The following is a 13,399-nucleotide window of genomic DNA, read 5'->3' as shown; positions in this document are numbered from 1 at the left end:
GACGGGGGTGACCGCTGCGCGGGGCCGTTCTCCTGCCCTCCCCCGACAGCCTGGCGGCCGAGGGGGCAACCCCCACGTTCCGAACCGGGGGCTCCGCACCCCGGGCCCCCGTACCGACAAGCGCCGGCGAGGCTGACAGAGTCGGCCTCGCCGGCGCTTGTAGTGGAGCAGGGGCGCGCGTGTTGGAGTGCGGGCGCGGGCGCCGGCCTCTACGCCACCGGCGGGATCAGGCCGTTTTCGCCGAGGAGCTCACGGACCTCCTCCAGCGTCGCGTCCGGCGCGGGGAGAATCAGTTCGGAGGGTTCGAGAGAGGCGTCGGGCAGTGGCTCCCCCAGCTCCCGGACCTTCTCGAGCAGCGCGTGCAGGGTCCGGCGGAAGCCGGCCCCGTCGCCGCTCTCCATCTCCGCGAGCAGTTCGTCGTCGAGCTTGTCGAGCTCGGCGAAGTGGCTCTCCGCCACCTCCACCTGGCCCTCCCCATGATCCGTACGATCATGACGAGTCCTTACTCTCCGTACTGATCCGGACTGACGGTCACTGCTTGTCGAACTTGTGCGGGCTGCTCTGCTGCTGCGTGGCGTCCTGCGAACCGGCCGCGCCGCCTTCGATCGCCTGCTTCGACGCCGGGCCACCGGCCAGTTCCGCCTTCATCCGCTGGAGCTCGAGCTCGACGTCCGTGCCGCCGGACAGGCGGTCCAGCTCGGCCTGGATGTCGTCCTTCGCCAGCCCCGACTGGTCGTCGAGGGCGCCGGAGGCGAGCAGTTCGTCGATCGCCCCGGCCCGCGCCTGGAGCTGGGCGGTCTTGTCCTCGGCGCGCTGGATCGCGACGCCGACGTCGCTCATCTCCTCCGAGATGCCGGAGAACGACTCCGCGATCCGGGTCTGCGCCTGCGCCGCGGTGTAGGTGGCCTTGATGGTCTCCTTCTTGGTGCGGAAGGCGTCGACCTTGGCCTGGAGCCGCTGCGCGGCGAGCGTCAGCTTCTCCTCCTCGCCCTGGAGGGTCTGGTGCTGGGTCTCGAGGTCGGTGACCTGCTGCTGCAGCGCGGCACGGCGGGACAGTGCCTCGCGGGCCAGGTCCTCACGGCCGAGGGCAAGCGCCTTGCGGCCCTGGTCCTCGAGCTTCGAGGACTGTCCCTGGAGCTGGTTCAGCTGCAGCTCGAGGCGCTTGCGGGAGGTCGCCACGTCGGCGACTCCGCGGCGGACCTTCTGAAGCAGCTCCAGCTGCTTCTGGTACGAGTAATCGAGGGTCTCGCGCGGATCCTCGGCCCGGTCGAGGGCCTTGTTCGCCTTCGCGCGGAAGATCATCCCCATACGCTTCATGACACCGCTCATGGGCTTCGCGCGCCCCCTTCTGACGGACTACGGCTTCAGCACTCCAACAGAACCCACAGTACGGGCCCTGCATCCATTACCGCACTGTTCGAGCGCGGATGCGCTCATCCCCAAGGACGACTGCGTACGGCTCCGATCCGGCGCAAGGAGTAGGTGGCCGTCAGGGGAGCTGTGCCCGCCGTCCCGTTCTGTCCCTTACGGACGCACGCCGTTGCGGGATCGTTCCCCACCGGGGTGGGGTCCATGCCCCGCAACCCGTACCCTTGGGTTTTGTGTTCCGTAGCCGTTCCAAGGAAGAGAAGGCCCCCACCGGCAAGGTGACGGCGGACCTCTCCAAGCAGCCCCGCGACCCCGAGGCCCCCAAGGGCCGCCCGACGCCTAAGCGCAGTGAGGCACAGGGCCAGCGCCGTCGTGCCTCCAGTGGTGCGCCGCAGGACCGCAAGGAGGCGATGAAGCGCCAGCGTGAAGCCCGCCGTGCCGACATGGCCAGGCAGCGGGAGGCTCTCGCCAGCGGCGACGAGCGTTACCTGCCGGCCCGCGACAAGGGCCCGGTGCGGCGCTTCGTCCGCGACTTCGTCGACTCCCGTTTCTGCATCGCGGAGTTCTTCCTGCCGCTCGCGGTGGTGATCCTGGTGCTGAGCATGGTCCGGGTCGCCCAGCTGCAGAACATCGCGCTGCTGCTCTGGCTCGGCGTGATCGTGCTGATCGTCGTCGACTCGATCGGTCTGTCGATCCGTCTGAAGAAGCAGCTCCGCGAGCGCTTCCCGAACGAGCCGAAGCGCGGAGCCGTGGCCTACGGCCTGATGCGTACGCTCCAGATGCGGCGGCTGCGTCTGCCCAAGCCGCAGGTCAAGCGCGGAGAGCGGCCCTGAGCGCCGATTCGTCGCAGCCTGGCGGCTTCACGCCGGAGGCGTCCGCGAACTGGCTGGCCGGCGCAGGCGGTCTGCGCAACACCGTCCGCCAGGAGCTGGTGGCCCGGCAGCTCGAGGAACAGATAACGTCGCGGTATCCCGTCGGCCAGCGGCTGCGGGTGCTCGACGTCGGCATGGGCCAGGGCACCCAGGCCCTGCGCCTGGCACGCGCGGGGCACACGGTCACCGGCCTGGAGTCGGACGCCGTGATGCTGAAGGCCGCCCGTGAGGCACTGGCGGGCGAGCCCGCCGGTATCCGCGAGCGGGTCCGGCTCGTGGAGGGCGACGGCCGGGACACCGGCGTGCACTTCCTGCCGGGCAGCTTCGACGTGGTCCTCTGCCACGGCGTGCTGATGTACGTGGCGGAGCCGGACGGGTTGCTCGCCGGCCTGGCCCGGATGCTGGCGCCGGGCGGGCTGCTGTCCCTGCTCGTCCGCAACGGCGACGCGCTGGCCATGCGGCCCGGAGCGGCCGGGGACTGGCAGACGGCGCTGGACGCCTTCGACACGGACACCTACACCAACCGCCTCGGCCTGAAGGTGCGCGCCGACCGGCTCGCAGCCCTCACGGCGACTCTGGACGGCATCGCCGCGCCGCTGCACGCCTGGTACGGGGTGCGGATCTTCACGGACCACGTCGGCAACGACGTCGAACTCCCCGCCGCCGACGAGCTGCACCAAGTGCTGATGCTCGAGGAGCGCGCCGGACGCACCGACCCGTACCGCGGGGTGGCGGCGCTGCTGCACCTGTGCGGAGTACGGCGGATCTGACTCCCGGCGCCGCCCCCTGATCGGCGGCGCAACGCAGGCACCGGCCGGGCGGCCGTAGGGATACTCCGGGCATGGACGCATCTCCCCGCCCGGCCCCTCGAACCCTCCGGCAGGCGGCGCCCACGGTCGCCGTTCTCTGCGTGGCCGCCCTGACCGCCGCCTGTTCGCCGGCCGCCGGGCCCGAGCCGGTGTCCTCGACCCGGGCCGCCGCAGCCCCGGTCGCCGCGAGCGAGCTCGAGGACGACTACCGGGAAGTCATCGCGAACGTGCTGCCCTCCGTCGTCCAGATCGAGGCCGGGCAGGGCCTCGGCTCCGGCATCGTCTACGACGACAAGGGCCACATCGTCACCAACGCACATGTCGTGGGCAGGACGGAACGCTTCAAGGTCACCGTCGCCACCGGTGAGCAGCCGCTGACCGCGACGCTCGTCTCCGCCTTCCCCGAGCAGGACCTCGCCGTCGTCAAGCTCGACGAGGTCCCCCGGGCCTCCGGGCCGCCCGTTTCGGGGACTCCTCCGAGGTCGCGGTCGGCCAGATCGTCCTGGCCATGGGTTCACCGCTCGGGCTGTCCAGCAGCGTCACCCAGGGAATCGTCTCCGCCGTGGGCCGCACGGTCAGTGCGAGCAGCGAGGGCGGCGGGACCGGGGCGACCCTCGGCAACATGGTGCAGACCTCGGCGGCGATCAACCCCGGCAACAGCGGGGGCGCGCTCGTCAATCTGAGCAGCGAGGTCATCGGCATCCCGACGCTGGCCGCGTCCGACCCCGGCCTCGAAGGCAGCACCGCGCCAGGCATCGGATTCGCGATCCCGGTCTCCATGGTGCGGACGGTGGCGGACCAGATCATCAAGTACGGCGAGGTCAGGGACTCGGGCCGGGCCGCCCTCGGCATCACGGGCCGCACCGTCCTGGACGACGACTACCGCCCGTCGGGCGTCGCGGTCGTCTCCGTGTCCGGCGACGGCCCGGCGGCGAAGGCGGGGATCCGGGCGGGCGACATCATCACGAAGCTGGACGGCGCGGAGATCACGACGATCACGTCCCTGGCTGAGGCACTGGCGTCGGAACGACCGGGCGAGGAGGTTTCCGTGACGCTGGAACGAGGGGGGCGGGAGCGGGCGGTCACGGTCACGCTGGGCGAGATGTGACGGGGTCAGGGGGAACCCGGCGGCCCCGACGCCAGGGACCGGGCCCGGCCGAGGTTCGGAGCAGGCTCCGGGCCGGCCCCGGCCCGGAGCAGGCGCCGGGCCCGGTCCGGGAGCGTCATGCCCCCGGCCGGGCCCGGCCGAAGCGACGCCCCGCAGGGCGGGGCTCAGGACTCGTGGAGGCTCATGGGCCGTAGATCTTCGTGCCGTCCTCCGAGAGGACGACCTGGTCCGCCCCGCCCTCCTGGAGTTCCTTCCAGTGCTCGCCGATCCAGGATTCCGCGTCGCCCTGCGTCGTGAACTCCTCCGGCTCCACCGCCGGCTGGACCTCCGTACCGTCGGACTTCTCGAACCGCCACGTCCACGCCATGTGCGCCTCCCACGTCCCTAGGGCAAGCTGATCAGTTTGCTGCCCGCAGCGTAGCCGGGCGCGCACCGCTCGGGCGAGACGGCAGGATCGGAGGCGTGGAACTGACTCTGCTCGGCACCGGCGCTCCCGCCGGCCTCCCCCGGCCCGACTGCCCCTGCGCCGTGTGCGCCACCGCCCGCGGCCCGGAGGCGCGGGCGGCGACCGCGTTGCTCGTGGACGGGGCGCTGCTTCTGGATCTGACGCCGGGCGCCGCGCTCGCCGCGGCGCGGGCCGGGCATTCGCTCGTGGGCGTACGGCAGGTGCTGTTGACGCACCCTCATGACGGCCCGCCCCTGGATCTGCCGGCGGGGCTCCCGACGGCGGGGAGGGTGCCGGACGGGCGGGAGTTGACGCTGATCAGCGGGCACCGGGTGCGGGCCCTGCCGATGGACCACCCTGGCACGGGCTACGAGGTGACGTCCCCGGACGGCGATCGGCTGCTGTATCTGCCGCCGGGCGCCGCCCCCGCGGGGCTCGCGGAAGGGCTGGCGGCGTACGAGATGGTCGTGGCCGACGTCGTGGGCCGTCCGGATGCGATCGCCCGGCTGCGGGCGTCGGGGGCGATCGGGGCGACGACGGACGTGGTCGCCGTGCATTTCGACCACGATGCCCAGGGCGGCCCCGAACTGACCCGGCGTCTGGCGGCCGCGGGAGCCCGTGCGGTGCCGGACGGGACGACGCTGATCGTCGGCGAGTACCACGCGGTGCCGGACGTGCCCCGGCGGACGCTGGTGACGGGCGGGGCGCGTTCGGGGAAGTCGCTGGAGGCGGAGCGCCGGCTGGAGGCGTTCCCTGACGTGCTGTACGTGGCGACGGGCGGGGCCCGGGACGGCGACGCGGAATGGGCGGCCCGGGTCCACGCGCACCGTGAGCGCCGGCCGGGTTCGTGGCGTACGACGGAGACGTGCGATCTGGTGCCGCTGCTGGAGGCGGAGGGGCCGCCGCTGCTGATCGACTGTCTGTCGCTGTGGTTGACGGACGCCATGGACAAGGCCGGTGCCTGGGACGACGAGCGGTGGGCGGCGGAGGGTGAGCGGGCGCTGCGGGAGCGGGTCGGCGAACTGGTCGCGGCGGTCCGGGCGACGGCCCGTACGGTCGTGGCGGTGACGAACGAGGTGGGCTCCGGGGTGGTCCCGGCCACGGCGTCCGGGCGGCGTTTCCGCGACGAGCTGGGCCGGCTGAACGCGGCGTTCGCGGACGAGTGCGAGCACGTGCTGCTGGTGGTCGCGGGCCAGGCGCTGGTGCTCCGGGGCTGAGGTCCGCCCGAGGCGGGCCCGGGCCGTCGCGGCACGGTCCCCGGTCGGCCGTCCGCGCGTCGGCGCGTGCCGGTACTGTTCGGCGAATGAGCAGGCTGAATCTCGACGACTTCTCCGATCTGATCGAGCGCCCGGACAGCGGTACGCGGCGTGACGCCGAGGAACGCCGGGAGCGGCTGATCGTGCCGCCGGGTGCGCTGGGCCGTCTCGACGAGCTGGGCGAGTGGCTGGCCGCCGCGCAGGCGTCCGTCCCGGTCAAGGCGATCGAGCGGCCGCGTGCGGTGCTGTTCGCCGGCGACCACGGCGTCGCGGAACTCGGCGTGTCGGCACGGGAGTCGGGTACGGCGCACCGGCTGGTGCGAGGCGTGCTGGAGGGCGCGAGCCCGGTGGCCGTACTGGCCCGCCGGGCGGGCGTGCCGGTGCGGATCGTCGACGCGGGTCTGGACTGCGACCCGGATCTGCTGCCGGAGCAGGTGTCGCGTCACCGGGTGCGGCGCGGCAGCGGCCGTATCGACATCGAGGACGCGCTCACTCCCGAGGAGGCGGAGCAGGCGGTGCGCCTCGGCATGGCGATCGCCGACGAGGAGGCCGACGCGGGTACGGACCTCGTGGTCCTCGGCGACCTGAGCGTGGGCGGTACGACACCGGCGGCGACGCTGATCGCGGCGCTGTGCGGCACGGACGCGTCCGTGGTGACGGGGCGCGGCGGGGCCGGCATCGACGACCTGGCCTGGATGCGCAAGTGCGCGGCGATCCGGGACGCCTTGCGGCGGGCCCGGCCCGTGCTGGGTGATCAGCTGGAGCTGCTGGCGGCGGTGGGCGGCGCGGACCTGGCGGCGACGACCGGGTTCCTGTTGCAGAGCGCGGTGCGCCGGATGCCGGTGATCCTGGACGGCGTGGTGTCTGCGGCGTGTGCGCTGGTGGGGCAGCGGGCGGCGTTCCGTGCGCCGGACTGGTGGATCGCGGGGCAGGTGAGCGGCGAGCCGGCGCAGACGAAGGCGTTGGACCGGATGGCGCTCAATCCGGTGCTCGACCACGGCGTGACGGTGGGCGAGGGGGCGGGCGCGATGTTGGCGCTCCCGTTGGTGCAGGCGGCGGCCGCGCTGGCGGCGGAATTGCCGGAGCGTCCCGGAACGGCGGATCCGGAGGCGGCGGCGGAGACGGCGGAGGAGACCGGGGCGATGTGACGCACGGCGGCCGAGGTCGCCGGAGACCGGGTTGCGCGGTCACGGCTCGCGGGGCGGCTCCTGGTCCGGCGCCCCGCCGATCAGGTCCTGGAACGCCCGGCGCGGTTTCGCCCAGCGCCGGTCGTGGCGGACCGAACGCAGTCTCGCCCTGGCGCGGGCCTTCGGGCGGCGCCGGTAGAATCTGCGGGCCCAGTACGACGCGGGGCGGGCGAGCCGTACAGCCCCGACCAGTGCCACCAACGGCACGAGCACGCCGATGAGGCCCATCCGGAGTTTGCCCTTGAGAAGGGCGATGAGGGCCAGCAGGAAGTTGATCACGAGAGTGAGGACGACCGTGGCCCGGTTCTGGCGTTCGTCGGCCGTGAGCGACTCCACCTCGAACGGCGCGGACCCGCTGATCACCAGCCCCGCGAGCGCAGCGGCGAGGACGACGACCTCGACGCTCTTGCGGCCCTCTTCCGTCCAGTAGACGTCGTCCAGATGGAGGAGCAGGGCGAACTCGTCGAGGACCAGGCCGGCTCCCATCCCGAAGACCACCGCGCAGACGGCGGCGCCGACGCCGTGTCTTCCGCTGCCCACGGCACCGAAGCCGCCGACCACGGTGAGGACCACGCCGGGCACCACATGGTGGATGTGCATCCCGCCGGGAGTGACGTTCTTGAACGGCCCCCGGCCCGCCCTGATCAGCCGGGTGACCATGCGTGTGAGCAGGAACGTGACCACGAAGGAGGCCAGCGCGAGCAGCATCGGCAGCTTCCCGGGTTCCAGGATGTTGCGGTAAAACCAGTGACCCATGCCACCCGCTCCTGTTTAGAACGCTTCGCGCAGTATGCGCAATTTACCGCCATGAGGCTCGGGCTACCCTTCGCGCGATGACTCCTCGGACCGCCGCCGCGGCCTCTGCGCACGGCATACGTTTCGCTTTCGGCACCCTCACCGTGCTCCCCGTCCGTGTCACCCGCTGGGACCGCGAAGCCGCGCGTGCCGGGATGCTGTGCGCGCCGCTCGCGGGGCTCGTGGTCGGGCTGTCCGCCGCGGCGGCCGGCGGACTCCTGGCGCTGCTGGGTTCGGGGCCGCTCCTGGCCGCGGTGGCCACGGCGGCGGTGCCGGCCGCGCTCACCCGGGGCCTGCATCTCGACGGGCTCGCGGACACGGCCGACGGGCTCGGCAGCGGCAGGCCCGCGGAGGACGCGCTGCGCATCATGAAGCAGTCCGACGTCGGGCCGTTCGGCGTGATCACGCTGCTGTTCGTGCTGCTCGGACAGGTCGCCGCGCTGGCCGAACTGTACGCGCGGAGCTGGGCGCTGGGCGCGACGGCCGCGGCATTGACGGCCGTCACCGCCCGTCTCGCGCTGACCCTCGCCTGCCGTCCCGGTGTCCCTCCGGCCCGCCCCGAGGGCCTGGGGGCGGCGGTCGCGGGGGCCGTTCCCCTACGGGCGGCACTCGCCGTGGGCGCCGTGGTGGGCATCTGCGCTGCGGGCGCGGGCGCGCTCTTCGGACCGTACGAGGCGCTGCACCACGTCCTCGCGGTGGCGGCCGGTCTGCTGGCCGCCCAGCTCCTGCTGAGGCACTGCGTGCGGCGCTTCGGTGGGGTGACGGGCGATGTGTTCGGGGCGCTGGCGGAGACGGCGGGCGCGGTGGCCCTGGTGGCGCTGGCGCTGGGCTGACGCCGTTTCCGTTCCGTGACCCTGGGACGTACAACCCACCGGAGAGCGAGCGGTCCGAACGCCGTGACCACACGTCCTCCTCTTTTCGATGCTCGCCGCGGCCGCCGCGGCGATCGTGCTCCGCACCGCCTGCTCCGGTGGTGCCGAGAAGGAGCAGACGCCCGCGCACCCGGTCTTCGACGCGTCCTTGAACCAGCAGCCGCACTACTGGTTCACCTGGCCCGGTGAGGACGGCTGGGGAGAGGGCGGCGTCCAGGTCGCCGGCTGCTACGTCCTCTCCCGCTGACCCGCCACGTCACGGGCAGGGCTCGCGCCACACTCCCAGTTCGTACCTCTTGAGCATCGAGCTGAGTCCGAGCGACCGCGTCGTGGGGCAGAACTCCCGCGTCGGCAGCTCGTACTCGACGTGGAAGACCGCCTTGCCCGCGCGGACGAACGGGCTGAGCGCGGCGCACTCGTCGTGCTCCGCGCACTGTTCGTTGACCGCGAAGTCGAAGTCGCCGACCAGTTCGGGGATCTGGTCGAGATCGTTCTTGAGGCCGACGGACAGACCCCGTTCCTGGGCGAGGCGGGCGATCAGGCGGTTGTAGCGGAGCTGGTCGCCGGCCGTGAGGGGGAAGCCGGTGCGGTTGGCGTAGCCGTCCATGTTGTCCGGCTCCACCGCGTCGAAGCCCTTGTCCCTGCACATGTCGAGCCGTTCGGCCATCAGCGGTTCGAGGAGGTCGGTGCGGCGGATGTCGAGCCAGCGCTCGCCCTCCCAGCCGTTGCCGCGGCCGAGGAGCGACTTCGGGAACCGGTCGGCGTCGGGGCGGAAGTCCTCCCAGGCGCCCGTGGAGAGGTAGCAGATGACCTTGCGGCCGCGGCGGTGCAGGTCGGCGACGGCGGAGGCGGGGTGGTCGAAGCCGTCGATGTCGTAGACCGGCACGTCGACGGTCGGATCGAGGCGGCCGCTGAGCTGCCACTGCCACGCCAGGCCGGGGCCGGGCAGCCACCGCTCGCCGGCGGGCCGCACCGGCCGGGGAGGGCGCGTCGGCCTGCTTTCGTCGTCGTCGGGCGCACTCGCGCATCCCGCGAGCAGGACCAGCAGGAGGACCAGGAGGAGGAAGGGCGAACGTTTCACCGGGCGGGCTCCAGATGGTGCGGGAGCGTGCCCCAGGGGTGGGCGCCGGTGCCCGGGACGACGCAGTGGACCGCGGCACCCGCGCGTGCGCCGGGCGGGGCCGCGTAGACGAGATGACAGAACCGTTCCGGCGGGTGGGCCGCGGTCCAGGACGGGATGCCGGCGGCCCGGTACGCGTCCCACGGGCCCTCGAAGGTGACCAGCAGATCGGCGAACCCGGCATAGCCCGGGTCGGGGTGCACGCCGTGGTTGAGGGCCACGGTGGCCGCCCCCGCCGACCGGGCCTCCGCCGCCAGCCGCCGGTAGTGGGCGAGGGTGCCGGCCCCGGAGCAGACCTGGTCGAGGAATGCGCCGTCGGCGCCGTACCAGTCCCGGTGGCGCAGCAGGTCCCGCACGACGTCGGCGTGCGGGCGGCGGCCGTAGTCCGTGTCGGTGTAGCCGAGTACGCGCACCCCCGCACGCCGTAGCCGACCGGCGACCGCGGCGAACCCGGGGTCGGGTGCGGTGCCGGGCCCGTCGGCCGGATTGAGGACGACGCCGTAGAGGCGGGACGCAGCCGCGACGACGGCGTCCCAGGCGTCCGGCCGGTCGGCGGGGTGCTCGTAGAAGGGCACCAACAGGCTTTTCACGGGCGCTTCCTGAGTCAGAGACGGTGGGCGGTGGCACGGCCCAGCAGAACACAGACGAGTACGGCGAGCACGGAGGCCGACGCGGCGGCCACGCACAGCCCGACGAGCGCGGGGCCGCCGGTCCCGGTGAGCAGCGCGAGGGTCTGCACGGCGGCGGCCCCGGCGCAGACCGCCGCGACCTGGTTCGCCGCTCCGGACGACTGGAGCAGCAGCCCGGTCCACAGCACCGCGCCGACGAGCAGCAGGGTGGCCGACCGCACCCCGCCGAGCGCGGGGGCGCCGGGCCACAGCACGGTCCCGGCCACGGCGATGGCGAACAGGGTCGCGAGATACCCGCAGAGACACTCCGCGAGGACCGCGGCGGTGCACCGGCGGAACTCCCCGCGTGTGATGCTCGCGCGCAGCCCGGCGACGGTCCCGTCGCGGAAGCGGCGGAGCAGCCATTCGGCCGGCCCCATGCTCAGGGTCAGCGCCACGGCGGCGGGCGCGGCGACAGCCGCGCCCGTACGGCCCGCGAGCACGTCCCCGAGAGCGGTGTACAGCACCAGGGTTCCGGCCCCGAGTCCGAACACCCCGTACGGCAGGGACGCGAGGACCCGTGGCCGGTGCGGCGGCCGGGGCCGTGCCGTCGGAGCTCCGGGCCGGTCCCGCGCCGTTCCGGCCGGTCGGCGGGCACGGTTTCGGCCGGTCACGGAGGACTCGGGGCGCGTGGCGTGGACCGCCAGGCCGGTGGCCGCCGCCAGGGACGCCAGCAGGAGCGCCGACCGGGACCACGGCGGCAGGTCGTGGAGAAGGGTCACGACCGTGCCCCCGGCCGTCGGCAGGAGCGCGTACAGCAGCGCCCGTTCACGGCCCAGTACCAGCAGGGCCGTCGCCGCCGACCCGTACAGCGCCTGCGCCGACGCGAACACGGCGGTGTGCCCCTGGCCCGGTCCGGCGCACACGACGGCCGCCGCGGTGCTCAGCAGAGCGCCCGCCGCGGTGCCCGTGCGCAGGCAGCGGAGCGCGGCGGGCCGGTCGCCCAAGGCCGACCAGGAGTGGGCCCGGTGGGACAGTGCCTGGTTCCAGGCCCAGCCGGTGAGCGCGCCGGCCAGCAGCGGGCCGAGGGCCGCACCCTCGAGCAGCGGGGCGGCCAGCGTGTACGCGAGACCCGGGAGAGCGAAGACGAGACCGCGCAGCAGACAGCCGAGGAGCCCGGCCCACCACGGATCGGCGGCGGGTGGCGAAGGCTCCGGGTAGCGGCGCGGGACCCTCTCGTGGAGCGCCTCCGCGAGTGCGAACGAGTCGGCGCGGCCGTACGTGCTGCGGATGTGGTCGTCCGTCATGCCGTCCGATTCGAGGACGGCGGCGATCTCGTCGGGGTGGACGGCACGGGCGATCACGCCGTCCATGCGGTGGGCGAGTTCGCCGATCGGGTCGGCCGGAGCGGCGGGTGGCGTTGCGCTCACCGCAGGGCCGCCTCTGCGGTCTCCGCGCACGCCGCCCCTGCGGCGTCTGTGGCCTCCGCGACGGGACGTGTCACCGGCTCGGGGAACCCGGCCAGTTCGAGGTAGATCCGGCGGAACGCGTCCACCGAGCGCCGGAGCGTGAACCGGTCGACGACCCGCTGCCGGGCGAGCCGGCCGAACTCTGCCCGCCGTCCGGCGTCCCGCAGCAGGCCGAGCGTCGCCTCCGCCATCAGCGCGGGCTCACGCGGCGGCACGACGAGGCCCGTGTCGCCGACCGCCTCCCGGACCCCGCCGACGTCGGTGGACACGGTGGCACGGCCGCAGGACATCGCCTCGATGAGCGAGAAGGGGAACCCTTCGCTGATCGACGAGAGCAGCACCACGCTCCCCGACGCGTAGGCGCGCGCCACGTCGCTGATCCGTCCCTCCCAGCTGATCCCGTCCACGACCCCCAGCTCGGCGGCGAGTTTCTCCATCCGGATGCGGTAGGCCTCACCGCCGGCGGGGACGCCGCCGAACAGGCGGAGCCGTACGTCGGGGAGTTCGGCGCGCACCATCGCGTAGGCCCGGATCAGTGTCCGGAGGTCCTTGATGGGGTCGATGCGGCCGGCCCAGGCGATCGTCGGCACCTCGGGTTCCGGGCCGGCGTCGGGGAAGGCGTGCGGGTCGACCCCGTTGTAGACGGTGCGAACGCGGTCGTCGGGCGCGCCGCCCCGTTTCTCCCACCGCCGGTTGTACCGGTTGCACGGGGTGATGAGGTCGGCGCGCCGGTAGCCGAGCGAGCTGAGTTCTCGGTAGAAGCCCAGCATCAGCGCCTTCACCGGCGCCCGCTGGGCCTCGCCGCGGTACCAGAGGTAGCGCTCGCGGAGATAGATGCCGTGCTCGGTGAGCAGGAACGGCACGCCGTCGAGGCGCTGGGCGGCCAGCGCCGGCAGGGTGGCGAGGCCGCCGCTGACGGCGTGGGCGATCGAGTCGTCGGGTATCCGTGCGGCGAGCGGCCGGAGGGTGTGCTCCAGCAGATCGAGGGCCGTGAGCGCGTCGTGCACGGTGGGCCGGGCCGCGGACAGCTCCAGGTGCGGCATGGTCCAGGCCCACATCAGCGACCGCAGCGCGGACTCGGAGCGGAGCGCCGCCGTCAGCTGCCCGGCGCGTGCGTAGCCGGCGAGGCCGTCCAGCGCCTCGCCGAAGTCGCAGCCGGCCGACGGGTCGAGGATCGACAGCAGGAGGTGTTCGTGGACGCCGAGGAAGCGTTCACGGTCCCGCCGCGGCAGCCGGCGGCGGGCCGGCTCCGGCCCCCACAGCGGGAACACCGTGTGCCGGTAGACGTTCCGCGGCATCTCCCAGGTGACCGGCTCGCGTCCGCCGCCGGTGAGGGAGACCACCTGGAAGTCGACCTCCGGCATTCCGCGCACCAGTTGGTCGCACCAGGTGGAGACGCCGCCGTGGGCGTGCGGATAGGTGCCTTCGGTGAGCATGGTGACATGACGGCCGCAGCTCGGCATGGATGGTGTCCCCCCAGGACGATGGTC

The 13,399-nt window shown here is 73.5% G+C and carries 13 protein-coding genes and 2 pseudogenes; 7 read left to right on the top strand and 8 right to left on the bottom strand.

Features of this window, described 5'->3' with window-relative positions; all coding sequences use genetic code 11:
* Nucleotides 1–209: 209 nt before the first annotated feature.
* Together GLX30_RS25670 and GLX30_RS25665 are read right to left on the bottom strand one after the other, a co-directional pair.
* A pseudogene (locus GLX30_RS25670) lies at nucleotides 210–493 on the bottom strand (hypothetical protein).
* Nucleotides 494–531: 38 nt separating this feature from the next.
* On the bottom strand, nucleotides 532–1,317 hold the full coding sequence (locus GLX30_RS25665) for a PspA/IM30 family protein (RefSeq protein ID WP_244258285.1): 786 nt from the start codon (nucleotides 1,315–1,317) through the stop codon (nucleotides 532–534).
* A gap of 284 nt (nucleotides 1,318–1,601) precedes the next feature.
* Here GLX30_RS25665 and GLX30_RS25660 point away from each other — a divergent pair, with 284 nt between their 5' ends.
* From GLX30_RS25660 to GLX30_RS25650, 3 genes and pseudogenes are all read left to right on the top strand, one after another.
* Nucleotides 1,602–2,201 carry a DUF3043 domain-containing protein gene (locus GLX30_RS25660; protein WP_167306866.1) on the top strand — a complete coding sequence of 200 codons (600 nt, stop codon included), beginning with the start codon at nucleotides 1,602–1,604 and terminating at the stop codon, nucleotides 2,199–2,201.
* A 53-nt stretch (nucleotides 2,202–2,254) separates the two neighbouring features.
* A complete protein-coding gene (locus tag GLX30_RS25655; RefSeq protein WP_167306931.1) occupies nucleotides 2,255–3,010 on the top strand; it encodes a methyltransferase domain-containing protein in 756 nt (251 codons plus the stop codon).
* A 71-nt stretch (nucleotides 3,011–3,081) separates the two neighbouring features.
* Nucleotides 3,082–4,157: pseudogene (locus tag GLX30_RS25650) on the top strand (trypsin-like peptidase domain-containing protein).
* Nucleotides 4,158–4,338: 181 nt separating this feature from the next.
* Here GLX30_RS25650 and GLX30_RS25645 read toward each other — a convergent pair.
* Nucleotides 4,339–4,524: a hypothetical protein gene (locus GLX30_RS25645; RefSeq protein ID WP_159692755.1), complete on the bottom strand. Its 186-nt coding sequence runs from the start codon at nucleotides 4,522–4,524 to the stop codon at nucleotides 4,339–4,341.
* Between the two features lie 95 nt (nucleotides 4,525–4,619).
* Here GLX30_RS25645 and GLX30_RS25640 point away from each other — a divergent pair, with 95 nt between their 5' ends.
* Both GLX30_RS25640 and cobT read left to right on the top strand, forming a co-directional pair.
* Entirely contained in the window at nucleotides 4,620–5,819 is a 1,200-nt protein-coding gene (locus GLX30_RS25640) for a bifunctional adenosylcobinamide kinase/adenosylcobinamide-phosphate guanylyltransferase (protein ID WP_167306865.1), read from the top strand.
* A gap of 86 nt (nucleotides 5,820–5,905) precedes the next feature.
* Nucleotides 5,906–7,006, top strand: a complete 1,101-nt coding sequence (cobT, locus tag GLX30_RS25635) for a nicotinate-nucleotide--dimethylbenzimidazole phosphoribosyltransferase (protein ID WP_159692753.1) — start codon at nucleotides 5,906–5,908, stop codon at nucleotides 7,004–7,006.
* A gap of 39 nt (nucleotides 7,007–7,045) precedes the next feature.
* Here the strand turns inward: cobT and GLX30_RS25630 are convergent, their stop codons facing one another.
* Entirely contained in the window at nucleotides 7,046–7,801 is a 756-nt protein-coding gene (locus tag GLX30_RS25630) for a hypothetical protein (protein ID WP_159692751.1), read from the bottom strand.
* 77 nt (nucleotides 7,802–7,878) lie between these two features.
* On the opposite strand from GLX30_RS25630, the gene cobS reads away from it, so the two are divergent.
* Together cobS and GLX30_RS25620 are read left to right on the top strand one after the other, a co-directional pair.
* On the top strand, nucleotides 7,879–8,673 hold the full coding sequence (gene cobS / locus GLX30_RS25625) for an adenosylcobinamide-GDP ribazoletransferase (RefSeq protein ID WP_159692749.1): 795 nt from the start codon (nucleotides 7,879–7,881) through the stop codon (nucleotides 8,671–8,673).
* An 88-nt stretch (nucleotides 8,674–8,761) separates the two neighbouring features.
* Nucleotides 8,762–8,959 (top strand): hypothetical protein, encoded by a 198-nt coding sequence (locus GLX30_RS25620; RefSeq protein WP_159692747.1) that lies wholly within the window; start codon nucleotides 8,762–8,764, stop codon nucleotides 8,957–8,959.
* A gap of 9 nt (nucleotides 8,960–8,968) precedes the next feature.
* Here GLX30_RS25620 and GLX30_RS25615 read toward each other — a convergent pair whose 3' ends face one another.
* Genes GLX30_RS25615 through pelF form a run of 4 tightly spaced genes read right to left on the bottom strand, consistent with a single transcriptional unit; the run spans nucleotide 8,969 to nucleotide 13,372 of the window.
* On the bottom strand, nucleotides 8,969–9,793 hold the full coding sequence (locus GLX30_RS25615) for an endo alpha-1,4 polygalactosaminidase (protein ID WP_159692745.1): 825 nt from the start codon (nucleotides 9,791–9,793) through the stop codon (nucleotides 8,969–8,971).
* A complete protein-coding gene (locus GLX30_RS25610; protein WP_167306864.1) occupies nucleotides 9,790–10,422 on the bottom strand; it encodes a spherulation-specific family 4 protein in 633 nt (210 codons plus the stop codon). Before GLX30_RS25610 ends, GLX30_RS25615 begins: the two co-directional genes overlap by 4 nt.
* A 14-nt stretch (nucleotides 10,423–10,436) precedes the next feature.
* Nucleotides 10,437–11,870, bottom strand: a complete 1,434-nt coding sequence (locus tag GLX30_RS25605) for a hypothetical protein (protein WP_159692743.1) — start codon at nucleotides 11,868–11,870, stop codon at nucleotides 10,437–10,439.
* A complete protein-coding gene (gene pelF, locus GLX30_RS25600) occupies nucleotides 11,867–13,372 on the bottom strand; it encodes a GT4 family glycosyltransferase PelF (RefSeq protein WP_159692741.1) in 1,506 nt (501 codons plus the stop codon). The genes GLX30_RS25605 and pelF overlap by 4 nt, the downstream gene beginning before the upstream one ends.
* Nucleotides 13,373–13,399: the final 27 nt, after the last annotated feature.

The organism is Streptomyces sp. Tu 2975 (genome assembly GCF_009832925.1).
Classification (GTDB): domain Bacteria; phylum Actinomycetota; class Actinomycetes; order Streptomycetales; family Streptomycetaceae; genus Streptomyces.
This window is presented reverse-complemented; position numbering and strand designations above follow the sequence as displayed.

Excerpts from the sequence above, each read along its gene's own strand:
- GLX30_RS25630 (WP_159692751.1), bottom strand. The coding sequence starts at position 7,801 with ATGGGTCACTGGTTTTACCGCAACATCCTGGAACCCGGGAAGCTGCCG.
- GLX30_RS25665 (WP_244258285.1), bottom strand. The coding sequence starts at position 1,317 with ATGAAGCGTATGGGGATGATCTTCCGCGCGAAGGCGAACAAGGCCCTC.
- GLX30_RS25645 (WP_159692755.1), bottom strand. The coding sequence starts at position 4,524 with ATGGCGTGGACGTGGCGGTTCGAGAAGTCCGACGGTACGGAGGTCCAG.
- pelF (WP_159692741.1), bottom strand. The coding sequence starts at position 13,372 with ATGCCGAGCTGCGGCCGTCATGTCACCATGCTCACCGAAGGCACCTAT.
- cobS (WP_159692749.1), top strand. The coding sequence starts at position 7,879 with ATGACTCCTCGGACCGCCGCCGCGGCCTCTGCGCACGGCATACGTTTC.
- GLX30_RS25620 (WP_159692747.1), top strand. The coding sequence starts at position 8,762 with ATGCTCGCCGCGGCCGCCGCGGCGATCGTGCTCCGCACCGCCTGCTCC.
- cobT (WP_159692753.1), top strand. The coding sequence starts at position 5,906 with ATGAGCAGGCTGAATCTCGACGACTTCTCCGATCTGATCGAGCGCCCG.